This window comes from Thiopseudomonas sp. SA1F2-1K, assembly GCF_057443035.1.
On record NZ_CM172014.1, the window covers coordinates 2,230,048 to 2,255,161 of the forward strand.

27 protein-coding genes and 2 tRNA genes are annotated in these 25,114 nt (G+C 48.3%); 13 read left to right on the plus strand and 16 right to left on the minus strand.

What is annotated here, in order from left to right:
- The first annotated feature begins 111 nt into the window (after window positions 1-111).
- On the plus strand, window positions 112-321 hold the full coding sequence (locus AC2T15_RS10840) for a hypothetical protein (protein WP_486778273.1): 210 nt from the start codon (window positions 112-114) through the stop codon (window positions 319-321).
- A 51-nt stretch (window positions 322-372) separates the two neighbouring features.
- On the plus strand, window positions 373-567 hold the full coding sequence (locus AC2T15_RS10845; RefSeq protein WP_486778274.1) for a hypothetical protein: 195 nt from the start codon (window positions 373-375) through the stop codon (window positions 565-567).
- A gap of 92 nt (window positions 568-659) precedes the next feature.
- Here the strand turns inward: AC2T15_RS10845 and hisF are convergent, their stop codons facing one another.
- The 4 genes from hisF to hisB all read right to left on the minus strand — a co-directional run bounded on the left by hisF (window position 660) and on the right by hisB (window position 3,489).
- Window positions 660-1,439 carry an imidazole glycerol phosphate synthase subunit HisF gene (hisF, locus tag AC2T15_RS10850; protein WP_053100630.1) on the minus strand — a complete coding sequence of 260 codons (780 nt, stop codon included), beginning with the start codon at window positions 1,437-1,439 and terminating at the stop codon, window positions 660-662.
- Window positions 1,440-1,503: 64 nt separating this feature from the next.
- Window positions 1,504-2,238: a 1-(5-phosphoribosyl)-5-[(5-phosphoribosylamino)methylideneamino]imidazole-4-carboxamide isomerase gene (gene hisA / locus AC2T15_RS10855; RefSeq protein ID WP_286593438.1), complete on the minus strand. Its 735-nt coding sequence runs from the start codon at window positions 2,236-2,238 to the stop codon at window positions 1,504-1,506.
- Between the two features lie 22 nt (window positions 2,239-2,260).
- Window positions 2,261-2,896, minus strand: coding sequence for an imidazole glycerol phosphate synthase subunit HisH (gene hisH, locus AC2T15_RS10860; RefSeq protein WP_486778275.1), 636 nt, complete (start codon window positions 2,894-2,896; stop codon window positions 2,261-2,263).
- The gene (gene hisB, locus AC2T15_RS10865) at window positions 2,896-3,489 is read right to left on the minus strand and encodes an imidazoleglycerol-phosphate dehydratase HisB (protein ID WP_053100633.1); all 594 of its coding nucleotides are present in this window, start codon (window positions 3,487-3,489) and stop codon (window positions 2,896-2,898) included. Before hisB ends, hisH begins: the two co-directional genes overlap by 1 nt.
- Before the next feature lie 190 nt (window positions 3,490-3,679).
- On the opposite strand from hisB, the gene AC2T15_RS10870 reads away from it, so the two are divergent.
- The 6 genes from AC2T15_RS10870 to AC2T15_RS10895 all read left to right on the plus strand — a co-directional run bounded on the left by AC2T15_RS10870 (window position 3,680) and on the right by AC2T15_RS10895 (window position 7,988).
- Window positions 3,680-4,081: an acetyl-CoA sensor PanZ family protein gene (locus AC2T15_RS10870; RefSeq protein ID WP_486778276.1), complete on the plus strand. Its 402-nt coding sequence runs from the start codon at window positions 3,680-3,682 to the stop codon at window positions 4,079-4,081.
- A 25-nt stretch (window positions 4,082-4,106) separates the two neighbouring features.
- Entirely contained in the window at window positions 4,107-6,371 is a 2,265-nt protein-coding gene (locus AC2T15_RS10875) for an AsmA family protein (RefSeq protein WP_486778277.1), read from the plus strand.
- Window positions 6,368-7,432, plus strand: a complete 1,065-nt coding sequence (gene mutY / locus AC2T15_RS10880; protein WP_486778278.1) for an A/G-specific adenine glycosylase — start codon at window positions 6,368-6,370, stop codon at window positions 7,430-7,432. Before AC2T15_RS10875 ends, mutY begins: the two co-directional genes overlap by 4 nt.
- Entirely contained in the window at window positions 7,429-7,701 is a 273-nt protein-coding gene (locus tag AC2T15_RS10885; RefSeq protein WP_053100637.1) for an oxidative damage protection protein, read from the plus strand. The genes mutY and AC2T15_RS10885 overlap by 4 nt, the downstream gene beginning before the upstream one ends.
- Before the next feature lie 91 nt (window positions 7,702-7,792).
- A tRNA-Phe gene (locus AC2T15_RS10890) sits at window positions 7,793-7,868 on the plus strand.
- 45 nt (window positions 7,869-7,913) lie between these two features.
- A tRNA-Gln gene (locus AC2T15_RS10895) sits at window positions 7,914-7,988 on the plus strand.
- Between the two features lie 160 nt (window positions 7,989-8,148).
- On the opposite strand, the gene AC2T15_RS10900 is transcribed toward AC2T15_RS10895, so the two are convergent.
- From AC2T15_RS10900 to AC2T15_RS10955, 12 genes are all read right to left on the minus strand, one after another.
- Complete coding sequence (locus AC2T15_RS10900; protein WP_486778279.1) at window positions 8,149-9,144, minus strand: cytochrome-c peroxidase; 996 nt, start codon at window positions 9,142-9,144, stop codon at window positions 8,149-8,151.
- A gap of 101 nt (window positions 9,145-9,245) precedes the next feature.
- On the minus strand, window positions 9,246-10,424 hold the full coding sequence (locus AC2T15_RS10905) for a YbfB/YjiJ family MFS transporter (protein WP_486778280.1): 1,179 nt from the start codon (window positions 10,422-10,424) through the stop codon (window positions 9,246-9,248).
- 90 nt (window positions 10,425-10,514) lie between these two features.
- Window positions 10,515-11,573: an NAD(P)H-dependent flavin oxidoreductase gene (locus tag AC2T15_RS10910; protein ID WP_053106208.1), complete on the minus strand. Its 1,059-nt coding sequence runs from the start codon at window positions 11,571-11,573 to the stop codon at window positions 10,515-10,517.
- Window positions 11,574-11,615: 42 nt separating this feature from the next.
- Window positions 11,616-12,194, minus strand: coding sequence for a YceI family protein (locus tag AC2T15_RS10915; protein ID WP_486778281.1), 579 nt, complete (start codon window positions 12,192-12,194; stop codon window positions 11,616-11,618).
- 11 nt (window positions 12,195-12,205) lie between these two features.
- Window positions 12,206-12,757, minus strand: coding sequence for a cytochrome b (locus tag AC2T15_RS10920; RefSeq protein WP_053111268.1), 552 nt, complete (start codon window positions 12,755-12,757; stop codon window positions 12,206-12,208).
- A 142-nt stretch (window positions 12,758-12,899) separates the two neighbouring features.
- A complete protein-coding gene (gene azu / locus AC2T15_RS10925; protein ID WP_053100643.1) occupies window positions 12,900-13,349 on the minus strand; it encodes an azurin in 450 nt (149 codons plus the stop codon).
- A 120-nt stretch (window positions 13,350-13,469) separates the two neighbouring features.
- A complete protein-coding gene (gene bfr / locus AC2T15_RS10930; protein ID WP_053100644.1) occupies window positions 13,470-13,934 on the minus strand; it encodes a bacterioferritin in 465 nt (154 codons plus the stop codon).
- Between the two features lie 117 nt (window positions 13,935-14,051).
- Window positions 14,052-15,116 carry a class II fructose-bisphosphate aldolase gene (fba, locus tag AC2T15_RS10935; RefSeq protein WP_053100645.1) on the minus strand — a complete coding sequence of 355 codons (1,065 nt, stop codon included), beginning with the start codon at window positions 15,114-15,116 and terminating at the stop codon, window positions 14,052-14,054.
- Window positions 15,117-15,183: 67 nt separating this feature from the next.
- A complete protein-coding gene (locus AC2T15_RS10940; protein ID WP_053100646.1) occupies window positions 15,184-16,347 on the minus strand; it encodes a phosphoglycerate kinase in 1,164 nt (387 codons plus the stop codon).
- A gap of 2 nt (window positions 16,348-16,349) precedes the next feature.
- Window positions 16,350-17,411 carry an erythrose-4-phosphate dehydrogenase gene (gene epd, locus AC2T15_RS10945; protein WP_053100647.1) on the minus strand — a complete coding sequence of 354 codons (1,062 nt, stop codon included), beginning with the start codon at window positions 17,409-17,411 and terminating at the stop codon, window positions 16,350-16,352.
- 55 nt (window positions 17,412-17,466) lie between these two features.
- Complete coding sequence (gene tkt, locus AC2T15_RS10950) at window positions 17,467-19,464, minus strand: transketolase (RefSeq protein ID WP_053100648.1); 1,998 nt, start codon at window positions 19,462-19,464, stop codon at window positions 17,467-17,469.
- Window positions 19,465-19,596: 132 nt separating this feature from the next.
- Entirely contained in the window at window positions 19,597-20,337 is a 741-nt protein-coding gene (locus tag AC2T15_RS10955) for a ComF family protein (RefSeq protein ID WP_286593446.1), read from the minus strand.
- 182 nt (window positions 20,338-20,519) lie between these two features.
- Between AC2T15_RS10955 and bioB the strand changes: the two genes are divergently transcribed.
- The 5 genes from bioB (at window position 20,520) to bioD (ending at window position 25,053) form a co-directional block, all read left to right on the plus strand.
- Window positions 20,520-21,581: a biotin synthase BioB gene (gene bioB / locus AC2T15_RS10960; RefSeq protein WP_053103105.1), complete on the plus strand. Its 1,062-nt coding sequence runs from the start codon at window positions 20,520-20,522 to the stop codon at window positions 21,579-21,581.
- Window positions 21,582-21,689: 108 nt separating this feature from the next.
- Window positions 21,690-22,856, plus strand: coding sequence for an 8-amino-7-oxononanoate synthase (bioF, locus tag AC2T15_RS10965; protein WP_486778282.1), 1,167 nt, complete (start codon window positions 21,690-21,692; stop codon window positions 22,854-22,856).
- Complete coding sequence (locus AC2T15_RS10970) at window positions 22,849-23,565, plus strand: alpha/beta fold hydrolase (RefSeq protein ID WP_486778283.1); 717 nt, start codon at window positions 22,849-22,851, stop codon at window positions 23,563-23,565. The genes bioF and AC2T15_RS10970 overlap by 8 nt, the downstream gene beginning before the upstream one ends.
- Window positions 23,555-24,373 (plus strand): malonyl-ACP O-methyltransferase BioC, encoded by an 819-nt coding sequence (gene bioC / locus AC2T15_RS10975; protein WP_486778284.1) that lies wholly within the window; start codon window positions 23,555-23,557, stop codon window positions 24,371-24,373. The genes AC2T15_RS10970 and bioC overlap by 11 nt, the downstream gene beginning before the upstream one ends.
- 2 nt (window positions 24,374-24,375) lie before the next feature.
- The gene (gene bioD, locus AC2T15_RS10980; RefSeq protein ID WP_486778285.1) at window positions 24,376-25,053 is read left to right on the plus strand and encodes a dethiobiotin synthase; all 678 of its coding nucleotides are present in this window, start codon (window positions 24,376-24,378) and stop codon (window positions 25,051-25,053) included.
- Window positions 25,054-25,114 lie beyond the last annotated feature (61 nt).

Here is a 25,114-nt window from a genome sequence, read left to right on the forward strand (position 1 = left end):
TGGCTGCTGCTATTGAAATCAAGCGAACTCTTAGCCACTTAAGCACTCAGAGCAAAGGCTCCAAGTGACTAAACGTTCGCTGCTAAATAGCACCTAATGCAAGGTAATGAGATGTTAGAAACGATCAGCTTAGTATTGGTCTGGATTAGCACCCGGGCTTTTTTATGGACTGCACTTGGTATTGCTTGGTTTGCTTGGCGGCAGCTGCGCCAAGCGCCACCCACGCTACTGGGGATTTTACTGTTACCCACATTATTTATTAGCAGTTTGGCCATCCATTTTTTGATTTCTAAGCCACTGTTTATTGATCTGCCAAAGTAGCAGCAATACTTAGCCGAACACGGTATCCCGACCAAAGGCTGCATTTACTCCGTGCAAGACACAGCGATTTATGTCAACCGTATGCCAATGCTAAAAATTACGCTGGATTATCATTTTAAAGGCCAAGACTATCGAACCGCGCTCAAGCAAATCACCCCGCATTCCGCGTTAGCTGAGATCAGAAGAGGCAAGTGTTTTTTACTGTTAGTCGATCCAGAAGATCCAACCAGTATTCGCTTTCACTAAAAGCCTCACTTTAACTGGAGTCTCCAGCACAGTTATTCAATAAAAAACCAAGGATTACCCTCGGTTTTTTATTGTTGTTTTAACTTTGAGAGCTAATCGTTCTCACGTACGGTAATGCCACGACTTTTCAAATAAGCTTTGGCTTCAGGAATCGTGTGCTCACCAAAGTGAAAAATACTAGCCGCTAACACCGCATCGGCTTTGCCTTCCAAAATACCTTCGGCCAGGTGCTCAAGATTACCTACGCCACCTGAGGCAATCACCGGAATATTGACCGCTTCGCTCACAGCACGCGTCACGCCTAGATCAAAGCCATTTTTCATACCATCTTGGTCCATGCTAGTGAGTAAGATCTCGCCTGCACCGTAGCTTTCCATCTTTTGCGCCCACTCCACGGCATCTAAACCAGTAGGTTTACGTCCACCGTGAGTGAATATTTCCCAGCGTGGGGTTTCGCCCTCAGCTGAAACCTTCTTGGCATCAATCGCCACCACAATCGACTGCGAACCAAAGTGTTCAGCAGCTTCTTTGACAAACTCTGGATTAAATACCGCAGCTGAATTAATTGAAACCTTATCCGCTCCCGCATTCAGCAGCTTACGAATATCTTCAACCGTGCGCACGCCACCGCCTACAGTCAGCGGAATAAAAACCTGGCTAGCCATGCGCTCAACGGTTTGCAGCATGGTGTCACGGCCTTCAACGGTCGCAGTAATATCCAAAAAGGTGATTTCATCAGCACCTTGCTCGTTATAACGGCGGGCAATTTCAACCGGATCACCCGCATCGCGGATATTCTCAAATTTTACGCCTTTCACTACTCGGCCATTTTCTACGTCTAAACACGGAATAATTCGTTTAGCCAACGCCATGCTTGCGCTCCTCGGCAATTTTTAACGATAAAAAAGCCCTCATTGAACGAGGGCTTAAACTACTTTACTTAAACTGATCACACAGTTGTTGTGCTTCGGCAACATCTAAGGTGCCTTCATAGATCGCCCGGCCAGTAATCGCGCCCATAATACCCGGAGCACGCGCATCTAATAGTGCTTGAATATCACCCAAATTATGGATGCCACCCGAGGCAATCACTGGAATTTTAGTGGCATTAGCTAAGGCCGCCGTGGCCTCAACATTACAGCCTTGCATCATGCCATCTTTGGCGATATCGGTATAAACAATGGATGACACGCCATCGCTTTCAAACTGTTTGGCCAGATCAATCACTTGTAATTCACTGACCTCCGCCCAGCCATCAGTGGCAACAAAACCGTCTTTAGCATCCAAGCCGACAATCACTTTACCTGGGAACGCTTTACAGGCTTCGGCCACAAATTCTGGCTCTTTCACCGCTTTAGTGCCGATAATCACATAACTCACCCCGGCGCGCACATAGTGCTCAATGGTCTCAAGGGTACGAATCCCGCCACCAATTTGAATCGGCAAGTTGGGATAACGCTGAGCAATCGCAGTAACCACTTCACCATTAACCGGCTCGCCTTCAAAGGCACCATTTAAGTCGACTAAATGCAGACGACGGCACCCTGCATCAACCCATTTCGCTGCCATGCTCACCGGATCATCAGAAAACACCGTAGAGTCTTCCATACGACCCTGACGCAAACGCACACAAGCGCCATCTTTTAAATCAATTGCCGGAATAATTAACATCTTAAGTACTCAATAAATAAATTTAATAGCGGCCATCCCAACGGATGAAATTCTGTAATAGCTGTAAACCTGGCTGCTGGCTTTTTTCTGGATGAAACTGCACCGCAAATCGCGAGCCAGCAGCGACTGCTGCAGCAAAGTCTACGCCATAGTGAGTTCGGCCTGCGACTTGCTTAGACTCTGCGGCTTGCACATGAAAGCTATGCACAAAATAAAAACGTGCCTGATCAGGAATTAAATGCCACAGGGGATGGGCAAGGGTTTGCTCAACTTGGCTCCAGCCCATATGTGGCACTTTTAAGCGCTCACCTAGCTCTTCAATAGGCTGAAACTGTTCAACTGTACCTTGAAATAGCGCCAAGCCCTCGACCCCTTGATTCTCTGCACTGCGCTCGAACAGCGCCTGCATGCCGACACAAATCCCCAAAAAAGGACGATCTTGGCTCACTTCATGAATCAATTGATCAAAGCCTAAACGCTTAATTTCCGCCATGCAGTCACGAATTGCCCCCACACCGGGAAACACTACCCGATCCGCCTCACGGATGACTTGGCTATCGCTGCTCACAAGCACTCGATGGGCGCCAACGTTTTCTAGCGCCTTAGCCACCGAGTGCAAGTTGCCCATGCCGTAATCAACTACGGCAACGGTTTGCATCAAAGGCTACCTTTAGTTGACGGCATACGACCTTCCATCCGCGGATCTAACTCAATTGCCATCCGCAGGGCACGACCAAAAGCCTTAAACACAGTTTCAATCTGGTGGTGAGTGTTGGCTCCGCGTAGGTTATCAATATGCAAAGTCACCTGGGCATGATTGACGAAACCTTGAAAGAACTCTTGGAATAAATCCACATCAAAACCACCCACTAGCGCACGGGTGTAAGGTACATTCATGTATAAACCTGGACGACCAGAAAAATCTAGCGCCACGCGGGATAATGACTCATCCATGGGCACATAGGAGTGGCCATAACGGGTAATCCCTTTTTTATCACCAATCGCTTTAGCAAAAGCTTGGCCTAGGGTAATCCCCACATCCTCAACGGTATGGTGATCGTCAATATGTAAGTCACCATTACAATGAATATCTAAGTCGATAAGGCCATGACGAGCAATCTGATCGAGCATGTGCTCCATAAAAGGCACACCAATGTCAAAACGTCCTTCACCGGTTCCATCAAGGTTAATAGTTACCTTAACCTGAGTTTCTAAGGTATTACGTTCAACTGAAACTTTACGCTCGGTCATTTTTTGCTCCATCACCAAGGCTTTTAACTAAAGCCATTTCGTTGAAAACGCTTTTTTTAAGCGTAATGCGTAGTTATCGCTCAAAGCTTAACGTTTTTAATTAAGCTCACATTATAAGCAGCAATCCATGCTACGGCTACCGCTGTGCAGCGTTGAGGTTTACACTAGCCTAAGTTTTTAAGGAGCACCCATGCCTGTTTACATTGAAACCCTAACCCAACCCAGTGCCCAAGACCTGCAAGATCTAACCGATCTGTACCAAGAGCAAGCCACCACACTGCTGCAGCCCTTTACCAGTGTTAAGCAGCTAATTGAACAAGCGCTGCAACAGCAACAACTTAGGGTCTGCCGCTTTAATGGTCGCCTATTAGGTGCGGGGATTGTGCAACAGCAAGCGCAGCGCTGGTTAGTGTCACACCTGTGCGTACGCCAACTGACTTGGCGCCGTGGCGTAGCGAAGCGTTTACTGGAAGTTCTACAACAACAAAGTGAACAGCAGGCGGTTAAATTGGTATTTATAGTGCCAAAAGATGAGCAGATTATGCGTAACTATGCCTTGCGCCATCAATTAGACATCCTTGAGAATGATTAACTAAGGCTAACTCTGAGGTTAAAACGTGAAATCCATCGGTAAGTTTATTGCTGCATTTTTATTATTTTTACTGCTCTTACTGATCGCAGCGGGTTTTGCGTTAACCCACTTTGTCGACCCCAATAGTTACAAAGCGCAACTGCAACAACTGGCGCGGGATAAGGGCAAAGTTGAGCTTGAGCTCAATGGTGATATTGGCTGGAGCCTTTTTCCATGGTTAGGGTTAGAACTCACTGACACCCGCATTGCCTCATTGGACACACCAGACAAACCCTTTGCCGATGTTAAACTATTAGCGCTCTCGGTACGGGTATTACCGCTGCTTAAAAAAGAAGTACAAATGAGCGATGTGCGCCTAGATGGACTCAATCTTGAGCTCTATCGCGACGCAGATGGCATTGGTAACTGGGAGTACATTGGTAAAACTCTAGAAGAAATTGCCACCCATAAAGCCCAGCATAAACAGCGCTTACTAGCCAAACAGCAGCCAGAGCACGCCTCTGATAATACAACAGCTGCCGTTGAATCACGCCTCAAACCACTACGACTGGATATTGATAGCTTGATTATCAATAGCGCGCGAATTAGCTATCAAGATCAGCAAACAGGCCAACAGTTTGTCACTGAAAACCTACAAATTACTACCGGAGCTATTCGCGAAGACACTCAATTTCCAGTCAAGTTTTCTGGTTTTACCAGTGTCCAGCAGCCTAATTTACGCACCCGCTTTGCTGGTACTGCCGATGCTACTATTGATCGCTCGAATCAGCGCTACCTAGTGGAAAACCTGCAACTAGAAAGTGACCTAACCGGTGAGCTGCTACTAGATAAACCTCTGACAGTATTGGCCCGAGGTAATTTAAGCTATCAGGCTGATCAAGCCGCCGCTAGCTGGGAGCAACTACGCCTCACTCTCAACCAACTAAAAGTTTCTGGAGAACTGGCGCTTACCCAGCTCAAAACAGCGCCTACGCTTAATGGCTCGCTAAATATTCCAACCTTTAATGCCCAAGATTTTTTACGCAGTATTGGTCGCCCCTTACCGACCACCCTTGCACCTACGGCTTTTAGCCAAGTGAGTTTGTTCGGCAAGCTACAAGGAACCTATCCTGAGTTTAGCGCCACGGATTTAACCTTAGCACTAGATAACACCCAGCTCACTGGCAGTATCAGCTATTTACCAAGTAGCGAGCAGCCCAACTTAACTCTCTCACTCCAAGGCGATCAGCTTAATCTTGATCAGTACTTACTAAGCCAAACTAATCCAGCTAATGCCGAGCGCCAACAAGCAATTCAACAGCAACTAGAAAACACTCCTAGCGCTGCTGCTATCAATTCAACAACGGCACCTGCGACTGCCGCGGCTTATCACTGGGACACCCAGAGTGTACTGCCCATCCATAGTTTAGCGGCATTGGATTTAAAGGCAGATCTGCAACTGGGTAGCCTGACGTACCAACAATTACCATTGAAAAATCTCAATCTGCAAGCAACGGCTAAACACAACATTGTTAACCTTGAGCAATTTTATGCGCAACTTTTTGGTGGTAGCTTAACCGCCAGTGCTAGCCTCAACCAGCAAGCAGAAATCCCACAACTTAAGCTGCAATCCAAAATTGTTCACCTGCCGTTAGAGCCTGTATTAACTGCCCTCAATAAACCAGTGACGCTGACCGGTAATTTAGATAACTTGGCCACCTTAAGCACCCAAGGCAGTAGCCAGCAACAGTGGATCAAACAGTTACAAGGTCAGTACAGCTTCGAGCTACATAATGGCCAGTTACGCGATACCAACCTCGATCAGCAGCTGTGCTTAGGCATTGCCGCGCTTAATCGCAAAACCCCCAGCAAATTGGCTTCTACCCAGCAACACACCGCATTTAATCAGATCAGCGGTAGCCTGCAAATTAAACAGGGCATTGCCCATAGCCAAAACTTGATTGTTAGCCTGCCCGGCTTAAAAGCCAACGGCAAAGGCGATGTGGATTTAAATCAGCTCACATTGAACTATCAACTAGGCCTTAAACTGTTAGGCGATCAACGCCCTATGCCGGATCCAGCTTGCCAAGTTAATCCACGAATTGCTGCAATTGAGTGGCCATTTCATTGTCACGGCCCGCTCGAGTTAGCAGCCAAATCCTGTCGCTTTGATCAAGAACGACTCGGCCATTTGCTGAAACAATCGGCCAGCCAAGAGCTGAGTCACAAACTACAACAGCAGCTAGATAAAAAACTAAAAGATAAAGCGCCACCCGAGCTGCAAGAGGCGCTTAAAGGGTTATTTAAGTGAGTAAAGGCTTCGACTTTGCCCAAGCTGTTTTGGCTTGGTATGACCTGCATGGACGCAAGCATTTACCTTGGCAGCAAGAGGTAACCCCTTATCGGGTCTGGGTATCTGAGGTCATGCTGCAGCAGACCCAGGTCAGTACAGTGCTTGGCTACTTTAGCCGTTTTATGCAGCAGTTTCCCAATGTAGAAGCGCTGGCAGCAGCCGATGAGGATGAGGTGCTACACCTGTGGACGGGGTTAGGTTACTACTCGCGCGCGCGCAACTTACACAAAACCGCTCAATTAATTGTTACTAACTATGCTGGAGTTTTTCCACAAACACTGGCGGAACTAGAGGCTTTACCCGGCATTGGCCGCTCCACCGCTGGCGCTATTTTAAGTTTAAGCATGCAGATTCGTGCACCCATTTTAGATGGCAATGTAAAACGGGTATTAGCCCGCTTTAGTGCACAATCTGGTTATCCTGGCCAAGCCAGCGTCGCCAAGCAACTGTGGGCAATGGCCGAACAGCTAACCCCACAGCAGCGGGTGCCTCACTATACCCAAGCCATGATGGATCTAGGCGCTACGCTCTGCACTCGCAGCCAGCCTGATTGCTTAGCCTGCCCACTACATAGCCATTGTTTAGCTTACCAACGGGGTACGCCCACAGCGTTTCCTGAGCCCAAGCCGAAAAAACAAAATCCCAGTAAGCACACCCATATGCTGCTCTTTGTTAATCCGCAGCAACAAGTCTTGCTTTATCGCCGCCCTTCAACAGGGTTATGGGGTGGGCTATGGAGCCTGCCAGAATTAGAGCAGTTATCCCAGCTAAGTAGCTTTGCTCAACAGCAACAACTGACCCTATTAGATCAAGGCACAGCCTTGCCTCCTATTAAACATGTGTTTAGCCATTTTCAACTGCTAATTCAGCCGCAGTTGATTCATGTGCAACAGCATCCAGCAGTAGCCGAAGCAGACTGGCTTTGGTATAACCCCAAGCAAGCAGCTCGTCTTGGCTTTGCTGCACCGGTTAAAAAATTGTTAAAACAAACCTTTAAACAGCTTGGAGAAACTCAATGACTCGCATGGTTCAATGCCGTAAGCACCACAAACAATTACCAGGTCTAGCCCGCGCGCCTTTTCCAGGGGCAAAAGGCGAGGATTTATTCAATAATATTTCTCAGCAAGCTTGGGATGAATGGCAAGCACATCAAACCATGATTATTAACGAGCGCCACCTGAACATGATGAATGCCGAAGACCGAAAATTCTTAATGGCAGAAATGGATAAGTTCTTCTCTGGTGAAGAGTTTGCTCAGGCAGAAGGCTATGTTCCCCCCACGGCTTAAGCTAAAAACAGCGGTATTTTGCAATTATTTAAGATTTTCTTAAATAAAGGGTTGACAGCCAAAAGGTTTTACTATTAAATACCGCTCCATTGCCTTGGTAGCTCAGTCGGTAGAGCAGAGGATTGAAAATCCTCGTGTCGGCGGTTCGATTCCGTCCCAAGGCACCATATTTCAAAGCCCGCATTTAGTTCCGCGGGTTTTTAGTTTTACACAGGGGCGTCGCCAAGCGGTAAGGCAGCAGGTTTTGATCCTGCCATGCGTTGGTTCGAATCCAGCCGCCCCTGCCATTATTAAATTTTTAGCCAGCATTTTAGCTGGCTTTTTTTTGCCTTAAATTTGACCTGAATAAAACCTCCTCGATCGAACAACCAGTCAAAAAAGTAACCTCTCTAACTTTTCATGCTAGAAAGGCTACCTCTCCATTAACTCGGTAAAGATAAACCTTATCTACGGCTTAAAGGGCTGTGGACGTGGAGTATCGGCATTTGAGGGTGGTAAAACAGGTAATTGTAACTGCGGCTGCTCACCAGTTAAGGTTTTCAAAAAAGCTGTAATATCTGCAATTTCTGGCTCTTCAAGTTTACGTCCCAACTGCAAACGCGCCATTACATCCACTGCTTCCTCTAATTTCCAATAAGCCCCATCATGAAAGTAAGGATACGTTAACTCCACATTACGCAGTGTCGGTACTTTAAACTTGAATCGATCTAAATCATTTCCAGTTAGCCCTGCAACTCCCTCAGCAGGGTTCTTAGTCTGATATTCCTCTACTAAGCCCATCTTCTGAAAAGATGTCCCCCCTACAGCAGGTCCACTATGGCAAGCAATACAACCAACACTTTTGAATAATTCATAGCCACTTTTCTCTTGCGCTGTAATGGCCTGATCGTCTCCTTTCAACCACAGATCAAAACGTGAGTTAGGCGTAACCAAGGTCTCTTCAAAAGCAGCAATTGCATCTGTCACATAGTCAATTGTAACTTTTTTATCTTGATACACCTTTTCAAAGTTAGCCACATACTGTGGAATCGATTGCAATACCTCAACGGCTAATTCATGCGTAAACCCCATCTCAATAGGGTTAGCGATTGGTCCGCCAGCTTGCTCTTTCAAAGTTTTAGCACGCCCATCCCAAAACTGAGCCACATTCATACTTGAGTTTAAAACTGTGGGTGAGTTAATTGGCCCTTGCTGCCAATTATGACCAATTGAAGAAGGTAAATTATCACTACCGCCCATACTAAGATTGTGACAAGAATTACAGGAGATAAACCCTGATTTAGATAAGCGCGGATCAAAAAACAACTGCTTACCTAAAGCTACTTTATCTGGATTTTCTATAACTACCGGCTCAATAGGTTGAATTGGCTCATTATTACGCGCTGATGCTAGGGAACTAGCACTAAAAGCAATACTGATCGCTAGCAATGTAAGACGAAACATAGTTAACCTTTCCTCAACAATTAATACACATCCATTGTCGAGAACAAAACTAACGATGCATTGCTCAATATCAATTGACCCTTATTTTTATAAGGTTAAATCTATGTGCATGGTCTAGGCACTAATAACGACCACAGCAAACCCCACGCCAACGCCGCTGCACCAAACCAGAACGCACTTTGCAAAGTACCCCCTGCATCCAACCATAACCGAGTTAACCAAGGACCAGTCAACTGAGTAAAGCCATACAGGGCTACTAACGCTGCAGATAATTTGGGCCCTTGATGGGGGTGTAAGCTGCGGGCTAAACGTTGGGTTAAGAGTACTGTGCCTAAGAATGTATTACCCACCAGTAGCGCACAAAGCACAATGCCAGCTGTACCTGGCAATAAAATCACCGCTAACACCCCTAGCAGCTGCACAGCGTAGTTTAAGCGCAAGGCAGGCCCATCGCCTAAGCTGCCTCCCAAACGGTTCCACAACCACGCTGCAGGCAAGGTAGACAAGGCCACCAATAACCAGCTGCCATCAATCAGTAAGTGATTCTGCTCTAACAATAAGCGCGCCAGCATCGGTAAAAAGGTCATGGGCAAGATATAACCTAATCCAGCACCGGCATACGATAAAAACAGCGGAATACTGGCGCGGTCAAACAGCACCACCTTACCTTGCTTATTTTTGGGCGCACTGGCAACAGGTATCTCCTGCACCTCAATTAAGCTCAGCTGCCGCCAGCCCCAAACCGCCATCGGCAGCGCCAATAACGCCGCTGGCCACCAGCGCTCAGCGCCCTGCAACCAAGGTGCTGGCAAGCTTACTGCAAGGCTCGAAATAATTAGCCCAGCACCTACCCCTAAATACACTAAGCCGCTTAACGCCGCCTTGCCGCGGCTGTTTAGCCATTCAAGAATCAGTGAGGGCACCTGCACAAACACAATGCCATTAGTGATGCCATTAATTAAGCGCAGTAGCGTTAACCAACCCACTGTTTCGGCTTGGGTTTGCGCGAACGTAGATAGCACACTAAAGCCCACTGCCCACGGCAGAAACAGCTTAATTTTATCTAAGCTATACCAGCGCATCGCAATTAGGGCACCCAGCAAATAACCGACATAATTCCAAGTGGCGATAGTGGCGCCCTGCTGCAACGTCAGCAATCCATCATCCACTAAACGCGGCAGCATTGGGGTGTAAATAAAGCGCCCTAAGGTATGCACCACCAGCAACAGTAAAGCACCAGCGAGCAGGGTGCGCCCTAGGGTTAATTTAGCGGAGAACATAATGTGCCTTAGATAAATGATCAAGCGCACAGTCTGCTACGGTTTATTCCTGCAGGGTATAGCGATTAGTCGTAGAACTATCTTTTTAAACTAGCACCCAAGGTCTCGTCTTATCTGCTGCAGCAACTCAGCCGCAGGCAAGGTTTGGGCTAAGCTGGCCGCTTGCCCCGCCCAAAAAGGCGAAAATTCTTGGTTACCAGCAGCACTGGCAGCGGCCTGCAATGCTTTAGCGGCGCTATAGGCAATGGGGTAATCAGGCAGATCAGTTGTATCCTGTAAAGCGAGTTCGGTATGCCAGCGATTAACCAAACCACGCGCTGGCCGCCCAGAAATTAGCGCACTGACCTCAGTTGGCACTTCGGCGGCATTGGTTAACGCGGCACGATAGGCTGCGCTGGCCGATGACTCGGGGCATAAAACAAAGGCGGTACCCATTTGTACCGCTACTGCACCCAGCTGCAAAGCGGCTCGGATACCTTGCGCATTCATCACGCCACCGGCTGCAATTAAGGGTAACTGCGTCACCTCGGCTAATCGCTGCACTAAAGCAAAGGTGCCTAAGCGCTGATCCTTGGTCGGCTCAAATACCCCGCGATGCCCACCGGCTTCAAAGCCTTGTGCGACAATAAAATCAATGCCGGCTCGCTCAATTAGCTGCGCTTCTGCAACACAGGTTGCTGTGGCCAACAGCTGGGTACCCTGCTGCTTAAGCGCATCAATAAAAGCCTGACTAGGCAAGCCAAAATGAAAGCTCACCACTTCAGGGCGCTCATCTAGCAGCATTTCAAGCATCGCTTGATGACCAACAAAACTTTGATAGCCCGCACTTATATGAGTCGGTACAGATGCAGCAAACTCAGCAAAGTAAGGCGCTAACCGCTGTAACCAACGCTGCTCACGGGCAGCCGCAGGTTGCTCAGGCTGATGACAGAAAAAGTTATAGTTGACCGGCTTAGTGGTTAGTTCGCGGGTTGCCTGAATTAATTGACGTGCCTGCGCAACCGTACTGCCGCCTAGGCCCAAAGAGCCCAAACCACCGGCATTACTCACTGCTGCGGCAAGTTGTGGGGTAGAAGTCCCTACCATAGGTGCTTGAATAATGGGCAGTTCAGCCCCTAACGCGGCTAAGCCCTGAGTTTTAAATCCCATGGTAGTGACTCCTCTTGCACTGACTCAAGGTTGATGACTCTGTTACTGACGCACACCTTCAACAGACAAAATCAGATAAACTGTTTCAGCGGCTGGGCCCAATTGCGCCTTGATGCCAAAATCAGCCAGCTTTAACTCGGTAGTTCCTTCAAAACCAGCACGATAGCCACCCCAAGGGTCATCACCAGCGCCAATAAACTGCGCCTTAATCGTCACTGGCTGCGTTACTCCATTGAGGGTTAGATCACCCACAATATCCGCCGTACCTTCACCAGTTGCCAGCACTTGTGTTGACACAAAGTTTGCTTCAGGGTGTTTGCTGGTGTTTAAAAAATCAGCGGCCCGTAAGTGCTTATCACGCTCGGCATGATTAGAGTCGATACTGGCCGTTTTGATTTTAACCTGTACTTGACTGGCTTCTGGCTGTGCCGGATCGTAACTAAAACTGCCATCAAAATCTTTAAAAGTACCGTAAAGCCAGCTATAACCTAGATGGCTGATTTTAAAATTAATAAAGGCATGCTGACCTTCTTTATCAATTTGATAATCGGCTGCGCTGGCTTGCTGTGCAACCAGCAAACTAGACGCAAGCAAAGTGGTGGCAAAAAGCTTTTTAAGCATGGTCGTTCCTCTTAGTTAGATTTGCCTAGCATGCGGCTAAGCGTTGCATCGCGATCAATCAGATGATGTTTAATCGCCGCCAGTGCGTGCAATGCTGCTAATACAATCACACTCCAAGCTGCGTATAAATGTACAGTTCCGGCAATATCTGACTGATTAGGCAAACCGCTGATTAATACCGGCCAATCAAAGAGCCCAAAAAAACTAATCGGGCGCCCATCAGCAGTCGAAATTAAATAGCCAGAAATTAACACCGTAAATAGCCCTAGATATAAAAGCCCCTGCACTGCTTTGGCCAAGATCAATTCCCAGCGTTGGTGGGTTGCTATCGGGGCGGTTCGCGGTTGACGAACTCGCCAAATCAGCCGCAGTAGCATCAGTAATAACAGTAAACTGCCAAAGCTTTTATGAAGATCAGGTGCCGTGCGATACCAGCTGTCGTAATAGCTCAGTCCTGTCATCCACAGCCCCAAGGCAAAGAGCCCAATTACCATCAGCGCGACCAGCCAATGTAAGGTAATGGTTAACCTATCGTAACCCGCCGCCTGTTTTGTATGCGCCATATTTAATCCTTCAGTGCTTTATTAGGGTTCAAGCGTTAATCAACAGCCATAAAAAATCCGAGCGTAGACTCGGATTTTTTATTAAGAGCAATGGTTGCTTAGCAGTGCTCAAACAAACCACTTTGACTAACGCTTTAAACGATTAGTCGACCAGTTTTAAGGTGCCATTCATCATGGCAAAGTGGCCTGGGAACGAGCAGAAATAAGAGTACTCTTCATCTGCTGCTAACTTACTCACATCAAAGGTTACGCTGGTTTCTTCACCGCCACCTACAACTTCAGTGTGAGCCAGAACCCGCTCATCAGCATCATTTACGTAGTTTTTCTCAGCGCCCTGTGCCATACCTTCTTGGGCAACGGCTTGATAATCAGCAGTTTTTGATAATACCCAGTTATGGCCCATGGTTGAGGCAGGTAATTTACCTACGTGCTTGAGGTTAACAGTAAACTTCTCACAGCTTTGTTTAACATCAATATGAGAAGTATCCCACGTCATAGCGTCAGTGGCTTCAATTGTTACTGCACAGTCATCGGCAAATGCAGGCACAGCTAGAGCAGTGAATACAGTTGCCACAGCTAGTTTACGGATCATAATAATCTCCTTGCCTCGTATAGTACTTTATATAAAAGATAGCGCATCAATTAAGAATGCATATCGTTATTGTAACAGACTCTAGAACCAGTAAATTTATCCGTACCCTTTTGAAACATTTTAGATCTGAGCTTGCAAGTAATTCTGTAATCCGATTTTTTCAATCAAACCTAACTGCTTTTCTAGCCAATAGGTGTGGTCTTCTTCAGTATCGCGCAATTGTGCTAACAACATATCCCGTGACACAAAATCACCATGCTGCTCACAGAGTTGCATAGCCGCTGTTAGGTTTTTTTGCACTTCATATTCCAATGCCAAATCTTTACGCAGCATTTCTGGGACATCAGCACCAGGAGTAAAGGCATGGGGACGCATATCAGGCGTGCCCTCTAAAAATAAAATACGGCGCAAAATAGCATCTGCGTGCTGGGTTTCTTCTTCCATTTCATGGTTAATCCGCTCATACAGCTTAGATAAACCAAAATCTTCGTAATAACGTGAATGAATAAAATACTGATCACGTGCCGCTAGCTCGCCACGCAATAACTCGACGAGACACGCCACGACTTCTGGATGTCCTTGCATAATAGCTAACCTCTCATGTTGTATCACTGTCTAGACTCAAGCATTGACTATCGGTTCAGCTTGATTGACCGCTTGCTAAAAGTAAACAGCCCGCATCATGGCGGGCTGTTTGCAGCATTACTTGGTTTTAGCGTAAAGCTCACCACTGGCGTAGCGCTGGTACATTTTTTCTAAAGAGATCGGCTTAATTTTATCCGCCTGCCCTGCTGCACCAAAGGCTTCGTAGCGAGCAATACAGATATCGCGCATGGCCGTTACGGTTTCGCCAAAGAACTTACGTGGGTCAAACTCGCTAGGGTTGTGCGCCATGTAACGACGCATCGCCCCGGTCGAGGCTAAACGTAAGTCCGTATCAATATTGACTTTACGCACACCGTGCTTGATTCCTTCAACGATTTCTTCAACCGGTACACCGTAGGTTTCTTTAATATCACCACCGTATTCGTTGATAATCGCTAACCACTCTTGTGGCACTGAGCTCGAACCGTGCATCACTAAGTGAGTATCTGGAATACGCTTATGGATTTCTTTAATCCGCTCGATGGCTAAAGTGTCGCCGGTAGGTGGTTTAGTAAACTTATACGCACCATGGCTCGTACCAATGGCAATAGCCAAGGCATCAACCTGGGTTTTACGCACAAAGTCAGCGGCTTCTTCAGGGTCAGTTAGCATTTGCTCAAGATCCAGCACACCTTCTGCGCCGATGCCATCTTCTTCACCGGCCATACCGGTTTCTAAACTGCCTAAGCAACCCAGCTCACCTTCCACTGAAACACCACAGGCATGCGCCATTTCTACTGTGCGGCGAGTAACTTCAACGTTGTACTCGTAGGTGGTAGGGGTTTTACCGTCTTCACCTAAAGAACCATCCATCATCACTGAAGAGAAGCCCAGTTGAATGGAACGCTGGCACACATCGGGACTGGTACCGTGGTCTTGGTGCATACATACCGGAATATGCGGAAATTCTTCAATGGCAGCCAAAATTAAGTGACGTAAAAACGGAGCACCCGCATATTTACGCGCGCCGGCTGAGGCCTGCACAATCACGGGTGAGTTTGTTTTATCAGCCGCTTCCATGATGGCGCGCATCTGCTCTAAGTTGTTAACGTTGAATGCTGGTAGGCCGTAACTAAATTCGGCAGCATGATCCAGCAATTGACGCATGCTGATAAGAGCCATAATGTTCTCCCATTAGGTCGTTAATTCTTAAATCCTGCGTCAGTATAACTGACGCAGTTAATCTGTTTTACGCCTTAGCGCGTTGTTCTAAAATTTCTACTGCCGGTAAGACTTTGCCTTCAACAAATTCTAAGAACGCGCCACCACCGGTTGAAATATAAGAAATATTTTGCGCAACATTATACTTATCAATCGCGGCTAAGGTGTCACCGCCACCAGCAATTGAGAATGCTGAACTCTGGGCAATGGCTTCTGCTAGCACCTTAGTACCGTTACCAAACTGATCAAACTCAAATACGCCAACCGGGCCGTTCCATAAAATGGTACCGGAGCTTTTGAGCAGCTCAGCAAAGCTGGCTGCAGTTTCTGGACCAATATCTAAGATCATATCGTCAGCTGCCACATCAGCTACCGCTTTAACCGTAGCCTCTGCATCTGCAGCAAAAGCTTTAGCTACCACTACGTCTACCGGCAAGGGCACGCTGACCTTCGCAGCAATCGCTTTGGCAGTTTCTACTAGCTCAGCTTCATATAACGACTTGCCTACCGGATAACCCGCAGCCGCTAAGAAAGTGTTGGCAATACCACCACCCACAATCAATTGATCACAGATTTCCGCCAAACTATTGAGCACATCTAACTTAGTAGATACTTTTGAGCCAGCTACAATCGCTGCCATCGGCTGCGCCGGTTGATCTAAAGCCTTACCTAATGCCTCAAGTTCAGCAGCTAACAAAGGGCCTGCGCAGGCCACTTTCGCGAACTTTGCCACTCCGTGGGTTGAACCTTGAGCACGATGCGCCGTGCCAAATGCATCCATCACAAAAACATCACACAGGGCGGCATATTGCTGAGCCAACTCATCAGTATTTTTCTTTTCACCGAGGTTAAAACGCACGTTTTCTAGCAAAACAATTTCGCCGGGCTTAACTTCCACACCCTCTAAATAGTCACGCACTAAGGGGACTTCACGACCTAACGCCGTGGATAAGTACTCAGCCACCGGGGCTAAGCTATTTTCTTGACTAAACTGTCCTTCTTCAGGACGACCTAAGTGTGAGCAGACCAGAACCGCAGCACCCTGCTCAAGGGCTAAACGAATGGTCGGCAATGAAGCTAAAATCCGTGCATCACTTTGTACTTTGCCGTCTTTTACTGGCACGTTTAAGTCTTCACGAATCAATACTCGCTGACCTTTTAGATCAACGTCAGTCATTTTTAAAACAGTCATAGTCAGTCCTTGTATGGGCTGGAAGTAGAGGGTGAAAGCGCTAATAAATACTCGGCAACATCGAGCATACGGTTGGCAAAGCCCCATTCATTATCAAACCACACCAGCAAGTTCACCAAATGTCCGCCAGACACCTGAGTTTGGCTGGCATCAATAATGGCTGAATGGGGGTCATGATTAAAATCACAACTGGCGTGGGGTAATTCGGTATAACCCAGCAGCCCTTGCAGCGGGCCTTGTTGGGAAGCAGCAAACAGCAGCTGATTAAGCTGCTGCACGCTTGTGGCCTGTTTCACCTGCAAAGTAATATCTAGGCAAGAAACGTTGACCGTGGGCACACGCAATGCTTTGCATTGCACGCGATCGGTTAAACTTGGGAGCAATCGCTCAATGCCACGGGCTAATCCCGTGGATACTGGAATAATCGACTGAAACGCTGAGCGAGTGCGGCGTAAATCTTCATGGTGATAAGCATCGATAACCGGCTGATCATTCATCGCCGAATGAATCGTGGTAATAATTGCCTGCTCGATACCTAGCTGCTGCTCCAGCAATTGCAATACAGGTACGCTGCAATTGGTGGTGCAAGAAGCATTAGAAATCAGGGTTTCTGCCCCAGTTAACTGCTGGTGATTAACCCCATACACTATGGTGGCATCCACATCAGCAGCGCTTTGCATCGGTTGTGAAAACAATACCTTAGGCGCGCCAGCCGTGATAAAGCGCTGGCCCTGCTCACGGGTAGTGTATTGGCCAGAACACTCAAGTAATAAATCAATCCCTAATCCAGCCCAGTCAATCGCTTCCGGCTGTGCTTGACGCAATACCTGGGTGCATACCCCATTGATATGCAAGCAATCACCTTCAACTCGCACTTCCCCTGGAAAACGGCCATGGGTTGAATCGAAGCGAGTCAGATACTCAATACTGGCTTGGTCAGCAAGATCATTAATCGCAACAATCTCAATCGCCCGACCCTGCGCCTGTTCATAGAGCGCACGTAAGGTGCAGCGACCAATTCGACCGTACCCATTGATGGCAACTTTGAATAGATTGTTGTGCATTTGATCTCTACTTAAAGCAGTAGACCTAGCGCTGGGCTAGGTCTACAAAACGGATTTAGTCTTCCAGCAATTCAGCAGCCGTGCTTAGCACATTATCTAAGGTGAAACCAAACACCTCAAATAACTGCCCTGCCGGTGCGGACTCACCGTAAGAGTGCATACCAATTACGCGGCCATCAAGGCCCACATATTTGTACCAGTAGTCTGCATGAGCGGCTTCAATGGCAATTCGTGCGCCCACTTCAATCGGTAATACCGACTGCTTGTACTCAGCACTTTGCGCATCAAACACGCTGGTGCACGGCATGGATACCACTCGCACCTTGCGCCCTTGCTCAGTCAGAGCTTGATAAGCCTGGACTGCTAAGCCCACCTCAGAACCAGTGGCAATTAAAATAAGCTCAGGCTCACCTTGGCAATCCCGCAGAATATAACCACCTTGCTCAATCGCAGCAATTTGCTGCTCGCTACGTGCTTGATGATCTAAGTTCTGGCGACTAAAAATCAGTGCGCTTGGGCCATGCTGACGCTCTAATGCATATTTCCACGCCACCGCAGACTCAACCGCATCAGCTGGGCGCCAAGTGTCTAAGTTAGGCGTCGTACGTAAGCTAGCTAACTGCTCAATTGGCTGGTGAGTTGGACCATCCTCACCTAGACCGATAGAGTCGTGGGTGAATACGTACAACACCCGCTGCTTCATTAATGCTGACATACGCACCGCATTGCGCGCATACTCCATAAACATTAAGAAGGTCGCACCGTAAGGAATTAAGCCACCATGTAGGGCAATACCGTTCATAATGGCGCTCATACCAAACTCACGCACGCCATAGAACACGTAGTTGCCCGCAGCATCGTCGGCGGTAACTCCTTTACAGCCAGACCATAACGTTAGGTTAGAACCCGCTAAGTCAGCTGAGCCGCCAAGCAACTCAGGTAATAACGGGCCATAGGCATTTAAACTATTTTGGCTGGCTTTACGGCTGGCAATGCTTTCACCTTTGGCTGCCACTTCTGCAATGTAAGCGGCGGCTTTATCAGCAAAATCAGCTGGCAGATCACCAGCCATGCGGCGCTTAAATTCAGCGGCTAACTCAGGGTATTCCGCCGCATAAGCTGCGAAACGCTGATTCCACTCATCTTCTGCGGCTTGACCTTTGGCTTTGGCGTCCCACTCTTCGTAAAGGCGAGTGGGTACTTCAAACGGGCCATATTCCCAGCCCAATTCTTTTTTGGTCAGCTCAATTTCTTCTAAACCTAGGGGCGCACCATGGCTGCTTTCTGAACCCGCTTTATTTGGCGAGCCGAAACCAATGGTGGTTTTACAGCAAATTAAGGTCGGTTTATCGCTTTCGCGCGCGGCTTCTAAGGCCACTTCGAGCTCATCGGCGTTGTGACCATCCACATTACGGATCACATGCCAGCCGTAGGATTCAAAGCGACGCGGCGTATCATCACTAAACCAACCAGTCACCTGGCCATCAATCGAGATGCCGTTATCGTCATAGAAAGCGGTCAGTTTGTTTAAACCTAAAGTGCCTGCCAGTGAACACACTTCATGGGAAATACCTTCCATCATGCAGCCATCACCTAAAAACACGTAGGTTTGGTGATCAACGATGTTATGGCCGTCACGGTTAAACTGCGCCGCCATAATTTTTTCTGCCAGCGCAAAACCTACGGCATTGGCAATTCCTTGCCCCAGCGGTCCCGTAGTGGTTTCAACGCCTGGGGTGTAACCCAATTCAGGGTGACCTGGGGTGCGGCTGTTAAGCTGGCGGAAGTTTTTCAAATCATCCAGGGTCACGTCGTACCCGGTGAGATGCAATAAAGAGTAAATCAGCATAGAGCCATGTCCATTGGACAGGACAAAACGATCACGATCGACCCAGTGTGGGTTGTTCGGATTATGTTTTAACTGGCCATGCCATAACACCTCGGCAATGTCCGCCATGCCCATTGGGGCACCCGGATGGCCGCTGTTGGCTTTTTGCACGGCATCCATACTCAGTGCACGAATGGCATTGGCTCGCTCGCGACGGCTAGGCATCGGTGAATCTCCTGGAATCTAAATACGGTAAAGCGCCTATTTTCGCCCACCCAGCCCTTCTGGGCAATGGCTAAATACGTTCTGCGGGTTTTCTCGCCAGTTATCCCAGCCACCACCTTAATTTCAAGTCGCTTAATCACTAGCTAGCGACCTTGCCTTAGGCGTCCGCGCTAAGCAATAAACATCTACTCTGGCAGCGCCTGCCGCCAATAATACGCGGGTCAGTTCTTGCACACTGGCGCCCGTCGTCATGACATCATCCACGACCGCAATATGCAGCTGCTGAACACTAGGCGCTCGAGCCGACATGCTAAAGCTACCCGCCACATTCATTTTACGTTGCGCTGCAGATAACTGTTGCTGAGCTGTTTTATCCGTGCGCTGAATAAAACGCGCCGCATACAACGGCAACTGTAAACTAGCGGCTAACCACTGAGCCATTAACTGCGCCTGATTAAATCCTCGTTTACGTAACCGTGCTTTAGACAGTGGCATGGCCAGCAACAGATCCGGTGGCGTTAACCCCAAATCATAACGATAGGCTAACTCCCTCGCTAATAACTGGGTTAATAGCTGGCCTATGGGCCATGCTTGCTCGTGCTTAAAGCGTGCAATAGCAGTATCTATTGGAAAATCAAAGGTAAATGGTGCTATCACTTGACGAAATGTAAAAGCATTAATAGAACAATCTACACAACTAACCGCGCTCGCTGGCAAGCCACAACTAATACAAGCTCTCGTATTCCATGGCAGCTCTTCTTCACAGGGTTCGCACAGGGCATAACTATTGTAGCTACTAGCTAAACACAAGCTACAGGTTTGCCGAGTGGCAAAGTAAGCCAAAACCTTGGTTAACCACGAATTAAACTGCATGTTTAACTCCTTTTATCGCCAGTCACCGCCATTCCTAGCGGCTTAAATCAGGGATCGGCCACCGCTAACCACTCAACTAGTAAACCTTTAGCATTACCCAAGGTTGACAACTTTTACCTTCTAGTTGAGTATTTAGCCATTCGCCCACTTTTTCTAGGGCCACTTAATAAGAAGGAAAGCCCATGAGCGCCGTACACTCTTCCGTGACTCGCCACGACTGGCAACATGATCAAGTTAAAGCCTTATTTGAACTGCCGTTCAATGATTTACTGTTTAAAGCCCAGAGCGTGCATCGCCAGCATTTTGATCCCAATCGAGTGCAAGTTTCTACCCTGCTTTCGATTAAGACTGGGGCCTGCCCTGAAGACTGCAAGTACTGCCCACAATCAGGTCATTACAACACCGGTCTTGATAAAGAAAAGCTGATGGAAGTACAGAAAGTACTAGAAGAGGCTAAGCGTGCCAAAGAGTTAGGCTCAACCCGCTTTTGCATGGGCGCGGCATGGAAACACCCATCGGCTAAAGACATGCCCTATGTTCTGGAAATGGTCAAAGGCGTAAAAGCCATGGGTCTTGAAACCTGTATGACCCTGGGTAAGTTAACCAAAGAGCAAACTGCCGAGCTGGCCCAAGCAGGGTTGGATTATTACAACCATAACCTTGATACCTCGCCCGAGTTTTACGGCAATATTATTACCACCCGCACTTACTCTGATCGTTTAGAGACCCTCAGTTATGTACGCGATGCGGGAATGAAAATCTGCTCTGGCGGTATTTTAGGACTAGGTGAAACCCTCAATGATCGCATTGGCTTACTGTTGCAGCTAGCTAACTTACCTGAGCACCCTGAAAGTGTGCCGATTAATATGTTAGTAAAGGTAGAAGGCACGCCTCTAGCGGATGAAAAAGAAGTGGATCCTTTTGATTTTATTCGTATGTTGGCGGTCGCCCGAATCATGATGCCAAAATCTCACGTACGTCTTTCAGCTGGCCGTGAGCAAATGAACGAGCAAACTCAAGCCCTAGCATTTTTTGCCGGTGCTAACTCGATTTTCTATGGTGAGAAACTGCTCACCACCGGTAACCCCCAAGCCGATAAAGACATGCTGTTATTTAAGCGCTTAGGTATTCAACCAGAAGCCCGTGAAGAGCATGACGATGAAGTCCATCAAGCAGCTATTGAGCAAGCCTTAATCGAGCAGCGAGATTCACAGTTCTTCTATGACGCCGCCCAAACCCACTAACAGCAACCGTTAGCTGTAGTGTTTTAAGGTAGAGCGTAGCCAGTACGCTCTACCGCCTGCCTTATTTTTCGCATACCGCAGGTTGTCACCTTGTTTCGGTAACCACCCATGAGTTTTAATTTATCCGCGCGCCTCGCTGTCCGTCGCGCTGAGCACCTGTATCGCAGCCGTCCTTTACTGCAAAGCCCACAAGCACCTGAAGTCATTGTCGATGGCCAAGCCTGCTTAGCCTTTTGTTCCAATGATTACTTGGGGCTGGCCAATCATCCTGAAGTGATTGCCGCCATGCAACAAGGTGCAGCGCGCTGGGGCGTAGGCGGTGGCGCCTCCCATTTAGTCATTGGCCACAGTGAACCCCACCATCAATTAGAGCGAGCACTGGCGAAATTTACTGGCCGTGAACGGGCACTGTTAATGTCTACCGGCTACATGGCTAACTTAGCAGCAGTCACCGCCTTAGTCGGACAAGGGGATACGGTATTACATGATCGCCTCAATCATGCCTCATTGTTAGATGCTGGTATGTTGTCGGGCGCTCGTTTTACTCGCTATTTACATAATGATTTAGCCAGCCTCGAACAACGCTTAAGCAAAGCCACAGGCAATCGACTGATTGTGACCGATGGCGTATTCAGTATGGATGGTGATCTGGCGCCGCTGCCTGAAATCTGCCAACTCGCCCAGCAACATAACGCTTGGGTGATGGTCGATGATGCCCACGGCTTTGGCCCACTCGGTGCTAGCGGCGGTGGCTGCGTAGAACAAATGGGCTTAACCCAAACACAAGTGCCAGTGCTAGTCGGCACACTAGGTAAGGCCTTTGGTAGTTCAGGTGCTTTTATTGCCGGCAGCGAAGAACTAATTGAAACTCTGATTCAGTTTGCTAGGCCCTATATTTACACCACCAGTCAGCCACCAGCGGTGGCTTGCGCCAGCCTAAAAAGCTTGGAATTAATTCAAACCGAAGGCTGGCGGCGCGAGCATTTAAACCAACTCATTGCGCAATTTCGTGCAACTTTAATTGCAGCAAATATCCCGTTGATGAACAGCCACACGCCAATTCAGCCGGTAGTGGTAGGCGATAGCGCGCAAGCGATGCAACTCTCGGCAAAACTACGCGAACAAGGAATTATTGTTGGTGCAATTCGACCGCCTACGGTTCCGGCCGGCAGCGCCCGCTTACGCATTACCTTGACCGCTGCCCACACCACAGAACAGGTGCAACGCTTGACTGATGCGCTGATTAAAGCCTGGCACGAGGTGATGCATGCTTAATCTGGTTTTATTGCCAGGCTGGGGTATTAGCGCAGACTGCTTACAGCCCTTAGCCGAAGCACTACAGCAACGGTTCCCCAAAGCACAGCTACAGATTTTACCCTTGCCGCGGTTCACTCAGCCTAATCTCGCTCAGGCACTGACCGAGTTGCAGGAGCAACTTCCCAGCACACCTTGGCTGATTGGATGGTCACTCGGCGGCATGCTGGCGTTACAGCTCACCCAACAACTACCGGTAGCGGGAGTAATCACCATTGCCAGTAATGCATGCTTTACTCAACGCCCAGACTGGCCCTGGGCGATGGCGCAAGAAGATTTTGCTGCCTTTCAGCAAGGCTGCGCAGCGCAACTTACCAGCACCCTCAAGCGCTTTAGCTTACTGTGCAGCCAAGGCGCTGATAATCCACGCCAACTGGCTAAACAGTTACTGCCATTTAAGCAAACTCCCGAGCAAGCCAGCCATGGCTTAAGCCTGTTACAGCAACTTGATAACCGTCAATTATTGGCGCAATTAGCCGTACCACAGCTACACATCTTGGCCCAACAGGATGCCCTAGTGCCCTTGGCTTGCAGTAGCGCTCTGCAACAACTCGCTCATCAGACGCACATCGCTACTTTTAATGGCAGCCATGCCTTAGTGATGGAGCAGCCAGCAGCCTTAGCCACACGCATGGCACATTTTATACGGGAGGCAGATGATGCAAAGTAAGCCTTTACCTCTGAGCCAACCTACTACTCGGCCCGATAAGCGCTTAATCGCCGAGTCTTTTTCCAATGCGGCGGCCACCTACGACAGCGTGGCTACCTTGCAACGCCAAGTCGGTGAATACCTGTTAAAACTGCTACCAAATCCACTCCCAACGGCTCACCAAATCACCGACCTTGGCTGCGGTACCGGCTATTTTACCCGCCTCCTGCAGCAGCAATATCAACCACAACAACTGCAAGCGGTCGATCTGGCCCAAGGCATGCTGCACTTTGCTAAGCAGCAACAGAGTGCTGACTTTTACATTGCGGGTGATGCCGAACAATTGCCTTTGGCCAATGCAAGCCAACAGCTGATTTTTAGTAGTTTGGCACTACAGTGGTGCGATGATTTTGCCCAGGTGCTCAGTGAGGCCAAGCGTGTACTGCAACCGGGTGGCTTATTTGCCTTTAGCAGCTTAGCTGAGGGGACTCTGCACGAGCTTAAACACAGCTGGCAAGCGGTAGATGATGCAGTGCATGTGAATAACTTTCGTTGTTTTAGTCAGTACCAAGCACTTTGTAATCACAGTGGTTTTAAAATTCAAAGTTTGCAGTGCCTGCCCACGGTGCAGTATTACGGCAAATTATCGGAACTGACCCACGAGCTTAAGCACCTTGGGGCTAATAATCTGAATGCCGGACGCAATAACGGACTAACTGGCCGAAAACAGCTACAAACACTCATTCACGCCTACGAAACTTTTCGTCAAGCACAAGGCTTACCTGCCACTTGGCAAGTGGTGTACGGCGTTTTAGAAAAAGAAGGTTAACCATGCAACAGACTTATTTTATTGCCGGCACCGATACTGATGTCGGTAAAACCAGTATCGCTGCAGGTCTACTGGCTGCCGCGCGACAACAAGGCAAATCGACCTTAGCCATTAAACCAGTCGCCTCGGGCTGCGAGCTCACAGCAGAAGGATTACGCAACAGTGATGCCCTTGCTTTACAAGCTGAATCCAGCCTGCAGCTGCCCTACTCAGCAATTAATCCCTTTGCCTTTGCCCCTGCGATTGCACCGCATATTGCAGCAGTCGAAGCGGGGGTAAAGTTGTCGGTAGCCGCTTTAGTACCACCAATTCAACAGGTATTAGCCCACTCTGCTGACTTTACCCTGGTTGAGGGTGCAGGCGGCTGGCGTGTGCCCTTATCTGAGCAAGAACTGTTGTCAGATTTAGCGAAAGCACTAAAGATTCCAGTGATCTTAGTAGTCGGTGTACGCTTAGGCTGCATCAGCCACGCTTTACTCACAGCCGAAGCAATCCAGGCCGATGGTTTACCCTTGGCCGGCTGGGTGGCCAATGTGATTGATCCTCATACCTCACGCTTAGCGCAAAACCTTGAGACTCTTAAACAACTCATGCCAGCTCCCTGCTTAGGGATAGTGCCCTTTACCCAGCCTTATTCAGCCGCGGCCGTTGCTCCCTATTTGCAATTGCCGCCAATTTAATTAGCTGCTTACTAAGAGGATTAGGCTGATAGTCAAACTTACACTGACTAAGCAGCGCATT